Below are 15,750 nucleotides of genomic sequence, written 5' to 3' on the forward strand. Positions count from 1 at the left end.
TCGGTGCGAAAGTTCGCACGACCTGCGCGTTGCTCAGACACCTCTCAGTAGTTGTGGATAAGACTAGTACCCATGCGAATACTCGTGGTCGACGACGATCGGGCCGTGCGTGAGTCGTTGCGCCGATCGCTCACCTTCAACGGCTACACCGTCGACACCGCAGGTGACGGCATCGAAGCCCTGGAGAAGGTGGTTGCCGAGCGACCCGACGTCGCCATCCTCGATGTGATGATGCCGCGCCTCGACGGTCTCGAGGTGTGCCGGCGATTGCGTTCCACCGGTGATGACCTGCCGATTCTGGTGCTGACCGCACGCGATTCGGTGTCCGAGCGGGTGGCCGGCCTCGACGCCGGAGCCGATGACTACCTGCCCAAGCCGTTCGCGATGGAGGAACTCCTCGCGCGTCTGCGTGCCCTGCTGCGCCGCGCGTCTCCCGAGGACGGCGCCGACTCGGAGACCCTGACGTTCGCGGATCTCTCACTCGACCCGGTGACCCGCGACGTCTACCGCGGCGAACGCCAGATCAGTCTGACGCGCACCGAGTTCGCGCTGCTGGAAATGCTGATGGCCAATCCGCGGCGGGTGCTCTCGCGCAGCCGGATCCTCGAAGAGGTGTGGGGCTACGACTTCCCGACCTCTGGTAATGCCCTCGAGGTCTACGTCGGCTACCTGCGCCGCAAGACCGAGGCCGACGGGGAGACCCGCCTGATCCACACCGTGCGCGGCGTCGGATACGTGCTGCGGGAGACGCCGCCGTAGTGGCCAACCCCGGACATTCCCCGGTGGGCGCCGATACGGATTCCGCGTCGCCGTCGCCCTTCACAGAGGGACACACCACGTCGGACACACCGACGTCGCCACTGCATGAGTCGACTCTGCACGCGACGACTCCGCACGCGTCGGCGATGAACCCCGGCAGCTCGATGCCCCTGCGGATTCGTCGAGGTGTCGCGCGCCGGTGGTTCCGCCTGCGCAAACACGGCGAGCGCGAGATGCGGGCGCCGATGCCGTTGACGCGCTCGGTCTCCCTGCGAGTGCGCGTGACACTGCTCTCGGCGACGGTGGTGCTGCTCGCGGTGAGTCTGATGGCTGCGGCCGCCTACTTCGTGGTCTACCGCGCGATGTACAACGAGATCGACACCGGGCTGGAGAGCCGTGCCGACGGCATGACGTTGCTGGCCAAGAACGGCACGATCAACCAGCGTCCGGCGGCGCTGCTGACCGGAACCGTGTTCTCCACCAGCATCTCCATCGGTCTCGTCCGCCCCGACGGTGTCGCGCTGACCGTCGGTGAGGTGCCGTTCGGTGATGCCGAGCGGTCGGTGGCGATGTCGCCGACGCGGCCGGGCAACAACGCGCAGAGCCTGCGCACGATCAACAACCAGCGGGTGCTCGCCCGCAAACTCGACGACGGCAGCACCCTGATCCTGGCGCAGTCGTTGCTGCACACCGATCGCACGCTCAAACGGTTGGCCTGGGTGCTCTTCGTGGTCGGCTGCGGTGGGGTGGCTCTGGCCGCGCTGGCCGGCATGACCGTGGCCCGAGCGGGGTTGAGACCCGTCGCCAGACTCACGCGGGCCACCGAACGGGTGGCCCGCACCCAGGACCTCACGCCGATCCCGGTCACCGGCAACGACGAGTTGGCACGGTTGACCGAGAGCTTCAACACGATGTTGCGTGCGCTCGCCGAATCCCGGGACCAGCAGGCGAGATTGGTCGCCGACGCCGGGCACGAATTACGCACGCCGTTGACGTCGCTGCGTACCAACCTCGAACTGCTGATCGCCTCGAGCGAACCCGGAGCACCACCGGTGCCCGCTGCCGACATGGTGGAGCTGCGCTCGGACGTGATGGCCCAGATCGGCGAATTGTCGACGCTCGTGGGCGATCTCGTCGACCTCGCCCGCGAGGATGCGCCGGAAGTGGTGCACGAGGAGATCGACCTCGGTGAGGTGGTCTCCGGAGCGCTCGAGCGGGTGCGTCGTCGCCGATCGGATGTGGAATTCACCACGACGCTGATGCCGTGGTTCGTCTTCGGCGATCAGCACGGCCTCGCCCGCGCGGTGCTCAACGTGCTCGACAATGCCGCCAAGTGGTCGCCGCGCGGACGCACGGTGGAGGTCACGCTCACCCAGCTGACCCCCACCACCGCCGAACTGGCCGTCGCCGACGCCGGCCCCGGCATTCCGGAGGAGGACCGGGCGCTGGTGTTCGAGCGCTTCTACCGGGCCACTCAGTCGCGGTCGATGCCCGGGTCGGGACTCGGGCTGGCGATCGTGCGTCAGGTGGTGGCCCGCATGGGTGGCACGGTACGTGCCGAACAGTCACACCTCGGCGGAGCAATCATCCGAATGACCTTGCCGGGGCATCCGGCGCCGATGGAACCAACGCCGCAGGTGGTTCGTCAGTAGAGAGATGACTCGACTGCGATGCTCAGGACGGTGTTCGCGCGCAGGCCAGGTACTTGATCGCCTAGGGTTGTCTGCGCCACGACAACGGTGACGGACACCCGCGGTGACAACCACGGCGAGCGACACAGGACCGGTGCCGACGACACGACTGGCGGACATGCGCCCGCCGGCAGGGATTCTCGACGAAAAGATGTGGGGACGACGATGACGGGTGGAGGTTCGCACCGCGGGCCGTACGGTGATGACGCGCAGAACCCCGGTGACGCGCCGAACTCCGGTGAGTCCGGGTGGACGGGAGCCTATGGCCGTCCGGGCCAGGAGTCGGGTGCGCCCGGATATTCGCCCGGTCCCTCGACCGGCCCGATCCCCACCTATGGTTCGCCCCAATACGGCTCTCCCCAGTATGGGTCACCCCGCTACGGCTCGTCGGGCTCGGCGCCGTGGGAACGGACCTCCACCTACGGCGACAGCTCCGGATCGAACCCGGAATCGCAGTCGCAGACACCGGGTTTCGGTGAGGGCGGTACTGCGCCCACGCAGTCCTTCGGAGCCGGAACCCACGGCGGTGGGGAGCCGTACGGCGCATACGGTGCAGGATCGGGTCCGATCGGGCCGTCGGGACCGCCGCCGGGAACCGGTTTCGGTGATCCGCAACCACTACCGGAGCCGCAGGGCCCCAAGAAGAAGTCTCGTGGCGGATTGATCGCGGCGCTCGTCGCCGGTGCCCTGGTGATCGGCCTGGTGGCCGGCGGCGTCGGCGGATTCGTCGGCTCCCAGCTCAACGACGACTCGACGTCGACGGCGGCCAACAACCAACCGTTGGGCGGTGACCCCAGCGCGCGTGACAGCGGCTCGGTGCCGGCGCCGGAGGGCTCGGTCCAGCAGGTGGCTGCCCAGACCCTGCCGTCGGTGGTGTCGATCGACGTCACCACGGGCACCGAGCAGGGTGAGGGTTCGGGCGTCGTGCTCAGCGCCGACGGCGTCATCATGACCAACAACCACGTGGTGAGCGGCAGCAATGGCCGCCCCGCCACCGACGTCGTCGTGAACTTCCAGGACGGCTCGCGTTCCGCGGCCCGCGTGCTGGGCGCCGATCCCATCTCCGATATCGCCGTCATCAAGGTCGACAAGTCCGGCCTGACCCCGATCAAGGTCGGGACTTCCGACAATCTCGCGGTCGGCCAGGACGTCATCGCCATCGGAGCGCCGCTGGGCCTGCAGGGCACGGTTACCACCGGCATCATCTCCGCGCTGAACCGCCCGGTCTCCACGCAACGCGAGGGTGACACCACCTCGGTGATCGACGCGATCCAGACCGACGCGGCGATCAATCCCGGCAATTCCGGTGGCGCACTGGTCAACGCGCGTGGTGCACTGATCGGTGTGAACACCGCGATCGCGACCCTTGGCGGCGGCAGCGGTGGCGAGGAGCAGCAGAGCGGCAGCATCGGACTCGGCTTCGCTATCCCGATCGACCAGGCGATTCGAGTGGCCAACGAGCTGCGCGACACCGGCAAGGCGACCCACGCCGGTCTCGGGGTGTCGGTGCGGCCGAGCACCGATCCGAACTCTCCCGGAGCCCTGATCGCCGACGTGCAGGCCGGTGGCCCGGCCGCAGCGGCCGGAATTCCCAAGGGTGCGATCGTCACCAAGATCGACGACCGCAACATCGCCACCGGTGACGCCCTCGTGGCGGCGGTGCGCTCACACAACCCCGGTGATCGAGTCCAGGTCACCTACACCGCAGGCGGACAAACGAAGACGGTGACGGTGCAATTGGCGACCCTGCAGTCGAACTGATCGAACAGGTGGTTCGTTCGGCTTCACTGCGACGAATCACCGTGCAGGGCCGACGACGACCATGCCGCATCACCACGAGCACGCCGTAGGCGCGCTGAACGCAGAGAGGACAGTGGCCATGATGACCAGCGACTCCGATTTTCAGGTGGCTGAGCTCCCGATGACCGAAGGTACCGAGGTGGATCCGGCCGACGTGGTGGCCGCCGATGCCGCTGCGCGCGCATTCGCAGCCCGTCAGGGCGGTTCGGCACGCGAGTCCGCGGGCGACGAGGTCGGTCGAGCGTTGGTCGTGGTGGTCGACGACAGGGTGGCCCACGGCGACGTCGACAGCCCACTCGGTCCGCTGGTGGGCGAGTTGCTGGAGGAAGCCGGATTCCACGTTGACGCGACGATTCTCGTCCCCGGCGACGAGGTGGAGATCCGTAACGCCCTGAACACCGCGGTGATCGGCGGGGTCGATCTGGTGGTCTCGGTCGGTGGAGTGGGTGTGGGCGCCCGCGACGTCACCCCGGAGGCCACCGAGCCGCTTCTGGATCGGCGACTTCGTGGTATCGAGGAAGCGGTTCGCAGCTCGGGCCTGGCCGCGGGCGCAACCGACGGCGGACTTTCGCGCGGGCTGGCCGGAATCTCAGGGCAGACCCTCGTCGTCAATATCGCCGACTCACGGGCAGCGGTCCGTGACGGGATGGCGACCGTGGCGCCTCTCGCAAAACATGTGATCTCGAATATCAGGGATTTCTGACCCTGTCGGATTCACGTACTCGGACGGGGTGAACTGTTGTCCGGAGATGAGACTCACGGCGCGGGTGACGCGGCACACGAATGCGCTCAGGCGCATGGATCGTCCGATCCGAATTCGGCCGATGAGCAGTCGGTTCATGTTCGTGATGCCGCGCGACGTCGGCGTGACCTGGACGCGATCTTTGGTGATTCGTTGCCCGAAACAACTCGCGATGAACGTGATCTACGTCATACCGACGAGGGGCGTGCTCGCTACGACCATGAGCGTCCGCCGCACTACGAATAGCGGCCACAGCCCCAGCAGCAGCCAGTTTTCCTGTCATTAACATTCGGCATTGTTCCGATTGCTGAGGGCAGATGCATGATAGTGAATGAATTTCCTGAGACATGACTGATTCCAGCTGTTGCTCTCTTTGTGACCTCTCAGATAGCGTTCGCACGGACTACACCGGTACCCAGCGTGGAGGACCGGTAGCGGGTCCTGCGGAACCACGCGAGTGGCGATGCAGTGGTGGCGAGGGCGGTTCACCTCTCGTTAACCCTATCGATGAGATCGGGTTACACGAGTCGGACACTATGCCTTCGACCGCCGAGGTCAGGACGGGACGTGTGGGTGCATGTCCTGCGAGATTTAGCCGAATCCTGTGAGAGGGAACGAATGAGCAAGTTCAGCAAGCTTGGGCTGCGCCGTGCTGCGGGGGCATGCGCCATCACCGCGGCCGCGGCGATCGGTCTGGCAAGCATGGGTACGGGAAACGCTGCGGCGGCTCCCTTGGCGAACGGATCGAAGGTTGTCACTGGCCTCGAGGGTGAGTCGATCACCACCTCGAGTACCGGCAACTCGCAGTTCTCGGTCGCGCGTGTCGCCAACAACGGACTCGGCCGTACCGCGCTCCTGTCGGGCACCTTCGCGGCGAAGGGCAGCGACGGCGTGAACGGTAACCTGACCATATATGTCCTCGCGGGCTGCCAGATCGACGTGAGTGGATTCTCAGCTACGACAGGGGGATCCCTTACGGTCCTCCCTGCACCGCCCAGCGTCACCCTCACCGGTGGTGTGTCCCTTCCGATCGCTCCCGGCGAGGCTGCTATCCAGGCGGTCTCAGTGAGTAAGAGCTTTAAGGCGGGTAAGGCCGCGGCTGTCCAGCTTGCGGATTTCGAGATCACCTTCCCGAACTGCGGCGGATATGCCTCAGCGCGCACTATCGCCAAGGCGTGGGGCGGTAAGGGCTACGACATCAGTGACGACGACGACACCGTCACCGGCTCGGGTACGTTCCTGCAGTCTTCGCTCTACGGTCAGCCCTTCTTCGTCAGCTGATCGAAGCAGATAACACTTTCCACGACTTATCTGCTCCGGGCAGATCTTTATTTCCACGAAGGGGAATCATGAACAAGATCATCACGCGCCGCGTGGCGGCAGGTGTCGGTATCACCGGCGCCGCGTTGATGGCGATCACCGCTACCGGTACCGGCGCTGCGTCGGCCAGTCCGGTGGCCAACACCACGTTCACCAAGACGCTCGTCGATGGCACACCGGTCAAGATCGAGCTGTTCGGCCAGAATGTCAACTACCAGACCTCGATCGTCGAGTCCTTCAACTTGTCCCGTGAAGTCTGGGTGTCGGGCAAGGTACGCGTCACCGTCGGCGGTGAGGCCACCGGAGGCACTATCGCTGCTGGCTACATCGTCGGTTGCCAGGTCGATATCGGTCTGGGTGGCGGAGTCACCGGAGATGACGACGGAAACAACGTTGTTGTCCAAAGCAACGGCACCAACACTCCGACGACTACGACATCCGCGGGAGTGGGAACGACCTTGAAGCTTGGGCCCGGTCAAGCCGGTTATTACCCGATCATCTCGACCACCGACAGTGATGGCGACGGTGTGACCGACTACACCTTCACCGGCAGCCAGGGTGGTGTGGCCTACAGCCAGGAGCAGTTCAAGTTGGAGAAGTGCGGGGGCTACGCCGAGGCCAAAGCTAAGGTCACCGTCACCGTGGACACCGACGCAGTGAAGGGTGTCATCACGCTCTACGGCAAGCCATTCTCCATCGGCTGATCGCGCAGCGGAAACGCATCAAAGATCGTGCAAGTAAGGGCGGGATACCGAGTTTCGGTGTCCCGCCCTTACTCGTCGCCATAAGCAGGCCGTGTCCGTCGTGGTCGTGGCCTACGTCGGGGCTGTCACGCTCGGCAGGTCTCTGCGGCCTGATCAATGGCGGCTTCTGCGGCATGGCGCTCCGCTTCGGACCAACCGTGCACGCCGAGGAAGATCTGGCGATTGTCGGCGTCGAGGAGGTGGACTTCTGCCCAGTGGTCGGCTCGATCGGATGGGCTGAGAGCGAGCGCATCTGCGAGGCCTTGCGCTGAATCCGGGTACTGCATGATCTTCTGGTAGATCGCCGGATTCTGTGCCGCCAGAGTGTTTTCGGCTTGCGCCACTGTGCAGTTGGTTCCGGGCACAGGAGTTGTCGGGCCAGCGGCGTCGGCCGATGCCAAGCCGGCTGTTGCCGTGGCGAGAACGCCTGCTCCGATGAACGCTAGTGTGAGCTGCCGAATGCGAGGGCGGGTAATGAGTTTCATGGGCTGCCTTTCGTTGAGCACCGACCAACCCTGGTGGTCGGTGACCTGCTCAAGAATCTAGTGAGCGCCCTTGTAAATTAGCTGTGAGCCACCTGGCAGTCTGACTCTTTTCGTGCAGGTCAGCGCCGTTTATGCCGACTATGTCGTCGTTCTGACAAAGGCCAGAATAGTGTGCTATCGGCTAGTTGTCGGTCGATTATTGCCGATATGCAACAAGGGCGGGAAACCAGAAATGGTTTCCCGCCCTTTGTCGTTCCTTCGGTCGCGGCATAGGGGAGGACCGCGATCCTGGCGGAACGAGGTGCGCCGTGTGAGTTGTGCGCGGGTCGGGGAGATGCGCACTTCCCGCACGGCACCACGGTTGCTCGATTAACCGTGAGCCGGCCGGGTGTTGCCGACGGGACCGACATTAGGCCCGCGACCTTGGGAGTCGTTCGGGGAAACCTGTGAAAGCGCTGGCCGGTCGATCGCACCGCCCGATATGGCCGCGTTATCCGTTGTCAGTGCGCTGCGCCAGGATTCGGCGCGTGCTCGCCTCGGGTGAGATGTCGACCCGACGCAGCAGTTGGGCGTTGAGTGCGACGACGACGGTGGACGCCGACATCAGGATCGCGCCGACGCTCATCGGCAGCACGAAGCCGATCGGCGCGAGCACGCCGGCCGCCAGCGGCACCGAGATCAGGTTGTATCCCGCTGCCCACCACAGGTTCTGCTTCATCTTGCGATAGCCCGCACGCGACAACTCGATGACCGACAACACTGAGCGGGGATCGGACGATGCGAGGATGACTCCGGCGGAGGCGACTGCGACGTCGGTGCCTGCACCGATCGCGATGCCCACATCGGCTTGTGCGAGCGCTGGGGCGTCGTTGACCCCGTCGCCGACCATGGCGACCCGATGGCCCTCGCGCTGAAGCTCAGACACTTTGGCGGACTTGTCTTCTGGACGTACACCTGCATACACGCGGTCGATGTCGAGTTCGGCGGCGACGCTGTCGGCAACGGCCTGCGCGTCCCCGGTGACCATCACCACCTGCACGCCGAGGCGGTGTAGGGCGTCCACGGCCTGCCGTGATTCGGGGCGGACCTCGTCGGCGAGTCGCAGTGCGCCGATCACCGCGCCATCGGCGACCACGTGCAGGATGATCGCGCCCTGCGCGCGCCAGTCGTCGGCGACGGTGAGCTCGTCGAGTCCCATCTCGTCGAGCATGCGCGGACCGCCCACATGGATTTCGTGGCCGTTTACCGTCGCTGTGACGCCGACGGCCGGAGACGATGAGAAGTCCTGTGCGGGTGCGATGTCCAGCTCCTCGGAGCGAGCAGCCTGCACGATCGCGCGGGCCAGTGGATGCTCGCTGCTGGATTCTGCGGACGCCGCAGCGGCGAGAACGTCGTCGGAGGAATGGTCCGGTGTCGGCACGACAGCGGTGACCGCGGGCTCGCCCTTGGTCAGCGTGCCCGTCTTGTCGAACAAGACCGCGTCGACGGTCCGCATCGACTCGAGCGCCAGGCGGTCCTTGATCAGCACTCCGCCGCGCGCGGCCCGTTCGGTGGCGATCGCGACGACCAACGGGATGGCCAGTCCCAGCGCGTGCGGGCAGGCGATGACGAGCACGGTGATGGTGCGGACGACCGCATCGTCGGGCATGCCGAGCGCGACCCACGCGATCGCCGTCAGAACGGCTGAGCCCAGCGCGAACCAGAACAGCCAGCCGGCGGCAGTGTCGGCGAGACGCTGTGCCCGCGAGGATGACGCCTGTGCTTCGGCGACGAGTCGTCCGATCCCTGCCAGGGCCGTGTCGTCGCCGATCGCCGAGACCTCGATCCGCAGACCGGAATCGGTGGCGACGGTGCCTGCCACCACCGAATCCCCGACGCCACGTGTGACCGGCGTGGATTCGCCGGTCACCATCGATTCGTCGAGGTTCGCCGACCCGTCCAGGACGACACCGTCGGCGGGTATTGACCCGCCTGGGCGTACGAGCACCACGTCACCGACGACGAGGTCGGCCGGCCCGACGCTCACGGTCTGCCCGTCGACCACCTTCTCGGCGGAGTCCGGGAGCAATGCCGCGAGCGAGTCGAGTGCTGATGTCGCCTGCGCCAGCGAACGCATCTCGATCCAGTGACCGAGCAGCATGATGACGACGAGAAGTGCCAGCTCCCACCAGAAATCGAGCTCGTGGTCGAGCAGATGCAGGGTCGATCCCCAGGATGCGACAAACGCGACGGTGATCGCGAGCGCGATCAACAGCATCATCCCCGGAGCGCGAGAACGGATCTCGCCGACCGCGCCGCCGAGGAAGGGTCGACCTCCCCACAGATAGATCACGGTCCCGATCACCGGCGATACCCAGCGCACCCAGCCGGCGGCGGGGAGCGAGTAGCCGATCAGGTCGGCGAACATGCCGCTGAACACCACGGTCGGGATCGCGAGCACCAGCGTGATCCAGAAGAGCCGGCGGAACACGGCGACATGATCTCCGTGCCCGGCGTGACCACTCATCGCACTGTGACCGGAATGACCGGCGTGTGCTGGGTGCGTGTGGTCCGGGTGATCGGTGGTGTTTCCATGCTGGTCGTGCTGCTCCATGCCGCCGACCATATACCCCTGGGGGGTATGACGCAACGATGCTCTGGACCGTGGGAATCGGGTTCGGTCAACGGCGAAGGCCCGCATCCCTTTCGGGATACGGGCCTTCGATGGAGGTGTGAGCGACTCAGCGGGAGTGGCGGCCGGGGCCGTCCGGCGGATAGTCGCCGGGGTACTGCTCCCCGGGGTACTGCTCGCCCGGATACTGCTGACCGGGCGGCGGATAGTTACCGGGCGGGTAGTTGCCGGGCGGCGGGTAATTGCCGGGCTGTCCACCGGCAGGCGGGTAGTTACCCGGTGGAGGATAGTTGCCCGGCGCGGGGGACGGCGTCGGCGAGCCCGGTCCCGGATACGGCGTGGTGCCCGGGCCCTGGCTGGGACGCTCGGGCGGCGTGAACGGTCCTGACGGTGCCGGATCGGAATACGGTGCGGGCGGCGTGCTGATTCGCTTGGTCGTGGTGTCGACGGCACTGCCTGCGCCGGGATCGCGTTCGGACGGTCCGCCGGGGACGCCGGTGGGCGGCCCGGACGGGTCACTGAGGTGCGGCGGGAGAATCGACTGCGCCTGCTCCTTGGCTGCCGAGCTCGAGCCCTCGGGAGCCAGGTAGTCGCGGATCTCGGTGAGCAGCGAGATCTCGGTGGCCTCGGCCTCGTCGGGCTTCTTGCCCAGCGATGCGAGCTTGTTGTACGGAACGATGATGATGAAGTAGATGACGGCGGCGACGATCAGGAAGTTGATGATCGCGGCGATCAGCGCGCCGAAGTCGAGGAAGGTCGCCTGGTTGTCGGTGATCTTGAAACCGAGCCCACAGACCGAGACCGGGTTGTTGACGGCGGTCTCTCCGGCCTTTGTGGTCGATGAGCCACAGTCGCCCTGCCCGGTGGGGATGGCCGCCAGCAACGGATTGATGATGCCGGTGGTGAACGCCGTGACGATACCGGTGAACGCGGCGCCGACGATGACCGCGGTGGCCAATTCGACGACGTTGCCTCTGAGTATGAAATCCTTGAAGCCCTTGAGCACTTCCGGTCCTTCCTGATCGGTCTTCGGTGCCGGGTATTCATGCCGTGTCGTCCATGGGTGGGCACGGACCTTTAGAAAACTCTATCCAGGATCGTAAACGAGACTGAGTATTTCGCTCAGTGAGTCGACAAGACGCGCGCCAGTAATTGTGTCCAGTGGGTCGTGGTGCCGCCCGGGATCCAGGTGTCCCCTCGGCGTCGGAGTGGCCTGATCGGCCGGTGCTGACAGCGCGCGAGGTCAGTGCAGGACCACCGCGAGTGGCACGTCGAGCCCTGCTCCCGCAACTCGATGAGCTGCGGTTTCGGTCATCGCGAGCAAGATCGGCGGGTTTGTCGTTGCGCGCGTCGGTGTCGTCGGGCCCGCACCGGGAACCAGTGCGACGATGGCACCCGCGGCCAGGATCTGTGCCTGGGCGTTGAGCACGTCCACGAGATCCCCGGCCCGTAGCAATGATGCGACCGTGTCGTCGGCGAGTCGGACCGGCACCAACCGCGCATCGGCCCGTCCGGTCAACTCCATCGGCAGGCGCGGCGACAACAGCCGCGACTCGGTGACGATTTCTCCGGCGCGTACCGGGCCGGTCACCGTATGCGACTCGCCGTCGGCGGTCAGCCGTAGCGCTCCGTCGGGCACGAGGTCCACCGGAATGCGGAGCTCGCGCAGGTCGGTGCCGGTCACGGTGTGTCCCGGAAGCAGATCGCGCGCCGCCACCAGGACCGGCGCATCGTTCTTCGCGCGCTGACCGGTGACGCCGATGGCCACGGCCACCGCCACGAGTAGCAGCGCTGCGCTGCGCCTGATCATCACCGACCGCGCCCAGCCGGGACGCAGGGCGTGAGCGACGCGATCCCGCAGTCGCGGCCCGAGTGCCGAACCACCTCCGAACACGTTCATGAGGGGCAAATTAGCGGTTCTCGGCGCCCCCGATCCGGATCGAGGGGCGCCCTGTGGACAAAAGGCTTGCGGGCCTTGTTCTTCCACAGGGTGGACCTCCCGGATTGGACGTGGGCCCTTGTGAACTGGGAGAATGGCACCCGGTGTGCCGGGAAGTCTGGTCGGCTCCGCGCTCGTGACGAGCCGGATTCTTGCCGACGACCGATCAGGAGCCGCCCGTGACGGACCCCGACAACACCTGCACCGACCCCCACGCCGAGTCGGATCCCGCCAAGACCGGCCACACACCCTGGCGCGTTGCCGACCGACGAGCACGCCTGCTGCGGGTACTCGCCCTCGACACCACCAGCGGCATCCTGCTGTTGGCCTTCGCGGCAATCGCGGTTGTCTGGGCCAACACACCCTGGCGCGAGGCCTACCACCACCTGCTTGCCATCGAGGTCGGGCCGGAGTCACTCCACCTGCACCTGACGCTGGCGCAATGGGCGGCCGACGGTCTGCTCGCGATCTTCTTCTTCGTCGTCGGTGTGGAGCTCAAACACGAGTTCGTCGCCGGGGGACTGCGCGATCTGCGACTCGCCGGTGTGCCGATCGCAGCTGCGGTCGGCGGCATGGTCACTCCTGCCCTGGTGTATCTGCTGGTTGTGGGCACCACCTCGGACGATCCGTCGGCGCTGCACGGCTGGGCGACGCCGACGGCCACCGACATCGCCTTCGCCCTGGCGGTCCTCGCCATCTGCGGGCGTGGCCTTCCGCTGGCGCTGCGCACCTTCCTGCTGACGCTGGCCGTCGTCGACGACCTGCTGGGCATCATCGTGATTGCCACCGTCTACACCGACACCATCGATCTGCTGATGTTGGGTGCCGCGGTGCTCGTCGTCGTAGTCTTTGCACTCGCTGTGCGGGCGCCGCGAACTCACTGGTGGTTGCTGTTGCCGCTGGCGTTGGTGGCGTGGGCGTTGATGCACGCCTCCGGGGTACACGCCACGGTCGCCGGCGTGCTGCTCGGATTCGTGGTGCCTGCCAAGCCGATTCGTGATGAGAAGCTCAGTCGCGCGGAACTGTTCGACGAGACGGTACGGCCCTGGTCGTCGTCGGTGGCGCTACCGGTGTTCGCCTTCGCGGCCGCCGGGGTCTCTCTCGTCGGCGCCGGCGGTGCGCTGGTGGAACCGGTCTCGCTCGGCATCGTGGCGGGCCTGGTGCTCGGAAAGATCGTCGGCGTGCTCGGCGCGACCGCGGTGATGACCCGATTCACGCCGCTACGGCTGCCTGATGCCATCGGTCTCCGTGACCTCGTACCGATCGGCATGCTCACCGGTGTCGGATTCACCGTCGCCTTGCTGATCTCGGAACTGTCGTTCGAAGACGGTGAGCATGCGGCGCCGGCCAAGGCCGCCATCCTCATCGGCTCGGTGATCGCCGCAGCCCTCGCCGGGCTGCTGTTGCGCTGGGACGCGCGCAAGACCCGCGACCCCGACATGAACCGCGACGGCATTCCCGACCGCGACATCGAGGTCATCGGCGGATAACCTTCCTGACCAGCACAAACCGCGTCTACTGGCACTCGGAATGTCCGAGTGCCAGTTTCGGTTAAACTGATCGAGGTTCCTACGTTCCTGTGGAGGTTTTCGGTGCCCACTTACTCGTATGCGTGCACGGAGTGTGACAACAAGTTCGACGTCGTGCAGTCGTTCTCCGACGACTCGCTCACCGAGTGCCCTCAGTGCACCGGGCGGCTGCGCAAACTGTTCAACTCCGTCGGGATCGTGTTCAAGGGCAGCGGGTTCTACCGCACCGACTCGCGCAACGGCTCGTCGTCGTCGGAGAGCAGCAGCTCCTCGGAATCCAAATCCGACTCGTCCTCGAGCTCGTCCTCGGACTCCTCGAGCAGCAGCACCAGCTCGTCGTCGAGCAGCGACTCCAAGTCGTCGTCGAGCTCCTCGAGCAGCACCAAGGCAGCGACACCCGCGTCGGCCTGACGGGTCCGGCAGCTCGCTCACCGCAGCCGCGTGAACCCACCACCCGGCGTCAACACCCACCCCATCGGCACGTCGTAGGCGTCGGCGGGTAGGTCGTCGACCAGCTCGTGGTCGTAGACGATGCCGACGAGTGTTGCCCGAATCCCGTCGATGCTGCGGTCGTAATAGCCTGCGCCACGGCCCAATCGGACACCGGTGCGAGCGACCGCCAGCGCCGGCACAAAAACGATGTCGGCTGCGGAGACCGCGTCGACGCCCAGCCGCGAGCCGGTCGGCTCGAGTAGCCCGAACCGGCCCCTGACCAGTGAGTCCCGCGCGTCGTAGCGCACCCAGTCCAGCGGCGCCGGCGGTCCGGGCGGCACCACCGGCAACAGCACTGTGCAGCCGTGGCCGCGCAGCGCGTCGAGGAATGCCACCGACCCCGGCTCGGCGCCTACGGGAACGTATGCCGCGGCCGTCACCGTGTCGTCGAGCAGCACAGGGCTCGATGCGAGGTGGGTGACGAGCCGAGTCGCCGCGCGGTCACGATCCTCGAGGGTCAATGCTGCTCGCCGGGCTGCGAAGCCGGCCCGCAGTTCGTTCTTGCCCGCCACGGGTTCTCCTTCGCCTCGGATCGCTGTCGCCGCGCGTATCGTAGCGCTGACCAGGTGTGACACCGGTCTCGGTAGCGGCGATCTCCCAGCGTTCGCGCATCGCATCTGTGGCTGCTTCCCGGCAACCGACATTAGGGTGTTTCTCATGACCAGCGTGAGTAATTCGACGACCGAGATTCCCGAGTACCACGACGTACCCGACACCCCGCCGATCCCACGTACCGCGGTGGTCCCGGCCGCGGGCCTGGGTACACGATTCCTGCCGGCAACCAAGACGGTGCCCAAGGAGTTGCTGCCCGTCGTCGATACCCCCGGCATCGAACTCGTCGCCGAGGAGGCCAAGTCGGCGGGCGCCGAACGGCTGCTGATCATCACCTCGCCCGGCAAGGACGGCGTGGTCGCGCACTTCGTCGAAGACCTGGTGCTGGAGAACACCTTGGCCAAGCGCGGTAAGGCGGCGATGCTCGCCAAGGTTCGCAAGGCGCCGTCGTTGCTCGATGTGGCCTCGGTGATCCAGGAGAAGCCGCTGGGCCTCGGCCACGCCGTCGGGTGCGTCGAGGACTACCTCGACGACGACGAAGACGCGATCGCGGTGCTGCTGCCCGACGATCTGGTGTTGCCCGGCGGGGTGCTCGAGGTGATGGCCCGAACCCGGCAACGGCGCGGCGGATCGGTGCTGTGTGCCATCGAGGTCCCCGGTGACCGGATCAGTGCCTACGGCGTCTTCGACGTCGAGGACCTGCCCGACGCCAACAACCCGAACGTCAAGCGACTCAAGGGCATGGTCGAAAAACCCGCACCGGAGGATGCTCCGTCGAATCTCGCGGCCGCCGGCCGATACATCCTCGACCGCAAGATCTTTGACGCGCTGCGCCGCATCAAGCCCGGTGCGGGTGGCGAATTGCAGCTGACCGACGCGATCGCCCTGCTCATCGAAGAAGGCGAGCCGGTGCATGTGGTCGTCCATCACGGCACCCGTCACGACCTCGGCAACCCCGGCGGCTACCTGAAAGCGGCCGTCGACTTCGCCCTCGACCGCGATGACTACGGTCCCGACCTGCGCGAGTGGCTCACCGAGCGCCTCAAGCAGGACTGACCCGCCCTCTGGTGTCGGGTATGCGGCCCTC

At 66.3% G+C, this 15,750-nt stretch carries 14 protein-coding genes; 9 read left to right on the top strand and 5 right to left on the bottom strand.

What is annotated here, in order from left to right; genetic code table 11:
- Nucleotides 1-72: 72 nt before the first annotated feature.
- From GOPIP_RS22340 to GOPIP_RS22370, 6 genes are all read left to right on the top strand, one after another.
- Complete coding sequence (locus GOPIP_RS22340) at nt 73-759, top strand: response regulator transcription factor (RefSeq protein ID WP_006372089.1); 687 nt, start codon at nt 73-75, stop codon at nt 757-759.
- 146 nt (nt 760-905) lie between these two features.
- Complete coding sequence (locus tag GOPIP_RS22345; protein ID WP_244421203.1) at nt 906-2,411, top strand: sensor histidine kinase; 1,506 nt, start codon at nt 906-908, stop codon at nt 2,409-2,411.
- Nucleotides 2,412-2,615: 204 nt separating this feature from the next.
- The gene (locus GOPIP_RS22350) at nt 2,616-4,211 is read left to right on the top strand and encodes a S1C family serine protease (protein ID WP_006372091.1); all 1,596 of its coding nucleotides are present in this window, start codon (nt 2,616-2,618) and stop codon (nt 4,209-4,211) included.
- Between the two features lie 118 nt (nt 4,212-4,329).
- Nucleotides 4,330-4,953 carry a MogA/MoaB family molybdenum cofactor biosynthesis protein gene (locus GOPIP_RS22355; RefSeq protein ID WP_006372092.1) on the top strand — a complete coding sequence of 208 codons (624 nt, stop codon included), beginning with the start codon at nt 4,330-4,332 and terminating at the stop codon, nt 4,951-4,953.
- Between the two features lie 657 nt (nt 4,954-5,610).
- Nucleotides 5,611-6,273 (top strand): MspA family porin, encoded by a 663-nt coding sequence (locus GOPIP_RS22365; RefSeq protein WP_006372093.1) that lies wholly within the window; start codon nt 5,611-5,613, stop codon nt 6,271-6,273.
- A 68-nt stretch (nt 6,274-6,341) separates the two neighbouring features.
- On the top strand, nt 6,342-7,016 hold the full coding sequence (locus GOPIP_RS22370) for an MspA family porin (RefSeq protein WP_006372094.1): 675 nt from the start codon (nt 6,342-6,344) through the stop codon (nt 7,014-7,016).
- Between the two features lie 125 nt (nt 7,017-7,141).
- On the opposite strand, the gene GOPIP_RS28880 is transcribed toward GOPIP_RS22370, so the two are convergent.
- From GOPIP_RS28880 to GOPIP_RS22390, 4 genes are all read right to left on the bottom strand, one after another.
- Complete coding sequence (locus GOPIP_RS28880; RefSeq protein ID WP_006372095.1) at nt 7,142-7,540, bottom strand: hypothetical protein; 399 nt, start codon at nt 7,538-7,540, stop codon at nt 7,142-7,144.
- A 490-nt stretch (nt 7,541-8,030) separates the two neighbouring features.
- On the bottom strand, nt 8,031-10,133 hold the full coding sequence (locus tag GOPIP_RS22380; RefSeq protein WP_373278852.1) for a heavy metal translocating P-type ATPase: 2,103 nt from the start codon (nt 10,131-10,133) through the stop codon (nt 8,031-8,033).
- Nucleotides 10,134-10,260: 127 nt separating this feature from the next.
- Nucleotides 10,261-11,157, bottom strand: coding sequence for a large conductance mechanosensitive channel protein MscL (gene mscL / locus GOPIP_RS22385; protein WP_006372097.1), 897 nt, complete (start codon nt 11,155-11,157; stop codon nt 10,261-10,263).
- Between the two features lie 237 nt (nt 11,158-11,394).
- Nucleotides 11,395-12,051: an SAF domain-containing protein gene (locus tag GOPIP_RS22390; RefSeq protein WP_006372098.1), complete on the bottom strand. Its 657-nt coding sequence runs from the start codon at nt 12,049-12,051 to the stop codon at nt 11,395-11,397.
- A 218-nt stretch (nt 12,052-12,269) separates the two neighbouring features.
- Between GOPIP_RS22390 and nhaA the strand changes: the two genes are divergently transcribed.
- Nucleotides 12,270-13,580: a Na+/H+ antiporter NhaA gene (gene nhaA, locus GOPIP_RS22395; RefSeq protein ID WP_006372099.1), complete on the top strand. Its 1,311-nt coding sequence runs from the start codon at nt 12,270-12,272 to the stop codon at nt 13,578-13,580.
- A 102-nt stretch (nt 13,581-13,682) separates the two neighbouring features.
- A complete protein-coding gene (locus GOPIP_RS28470; RefSeq protein ID WP_081482552.1) occupies nt 13,683-14,030 on the top strand; it encodes an FmdB family zinc ribbon protein in 348 nt (115 codons plus the stop codon).
- 17 nt (nt 14,031-14,047) lie between these two features.
- On the opposite strand, the gene GOPIP_RS22400 is transcribed toward GOPIP_RS28470, so the two are convergent.
- Nucleotides 14,048-14,623: a 5-formyltetrahydrofolate cyclo-ligase gene (locus GOPIP_RS22400; protein WP_006372101.1), complete on the bottom strand. Its 576-nt coding sequence runs from the start codon at nt 14,621-14,623 to the stop codon at nt 14,048-14,050.
- 145 nt (nt 14,624-14,768) lie between these two features.
- Between GOPIP_RS22400 and GOPIP_RS22405 the strand changes: the two genes are divergently transcribed.
- The gene (locus GOPIP_RS22405; protein ID WP_035728732.1) at nt 14,769-15,719 is read left to right on the top strand and encodes a UTP--glucose-1-phosphate uridylyltransferase; all 951 of its coding nucleotides are present in this window, start codon (nt 14,769-14,771) and stop codon (nt 15,717-15,719) included.
- The last annotated feature ends 31 nt before the right edge of the window (nt 15,720-15,750 follow it).

The organism is Gordonia polyisoprenivorans NBRC 16320 = JCM 10675, assembly GCF_000241325.1.
GTDB classification, from domain to species: domain Bacteria; phylum Actinomycetota; class Actinomycetes; order Mycobacteriales; family Mycobacteriaceae; genus Gordonia; species Gordonia polyisoprenivorans.

Excerpts from the sequence above, each read along its gene's own strand:
- GOPIP_RS22340 (WP_006372089.1), top strand. The coding sequence starts at position 73 with ATGCGAATACTCGTGGTCGACGACGATCGGGCCGTGCGTGAGTCGTTG.
- GOPIP_RS22345 (WP_244421203.1), top strand. The coding sequence starts at position 906 with ATGAACCCCGGCAGCTCGATGCCCCTGCGGATTCGTCGAGGTGTCGCG.
- GOPIP_RS22350 (WP_006372091.1), top strand. The coding sequence starts at position 2,616 with ATGACGGGTGGAGGTTCGCACCGCGGGCCGTACGGTGATGACGCGCAG.
- GOPIP_RS22355 (WP_006372092.1), top strand. The coding sequence starts at position 4,330 with ATGATGACCAGCGACTCCGATTTTCAGGTGGCTGAGCTCCCGATGACC.
- GOPIP_RS22365 (WP_006372093.1), top strand. The coding sequence starts at position 5,611 with ATGAGCAAGTTCAGCAAGCTTGGGCTGCGCCGTGCTGCGGGGGCATGC.
- GOPIP_RS22370 (WP_006372094.1), top strand. The coding sequence starts at position 6,342 with ATGAACAAGATCATCACGCGCCGCGTGGCGGCAGGTGTCGGTATCACC.
- GOPIP_RS28880 (WP_006372095.1), bottom strand. The coding sequence starts at position 7,540 with ATGAAACTCATTACCCGCCCTCGCATTCGGCAGCTCACACTAGCGTTC.
- GOPIP_RS22380 (WP_373278852.1), bottom strand. The coding sequence starts at position 10,133 with ATGGAGCAGCACGACCAGCATGGAAACACCACCGATCACCCGGACCAC.
- GOPIP_RS22390 (WP_006372098.1), bottom strand. The coding sequence starts at position 12,051 with ATGAACGTGTTCGGAGGTGGTTCGGCACTCGGGCCGCGACTGCGGGAT.
- GOPIP_RS22405 (WP_035728732.1), top strand. The coding sequence starts at position 14,769 with ATGACCAGCGTGAGTAATTCGACGACCGAGATTCCCGAGTACCACGAC.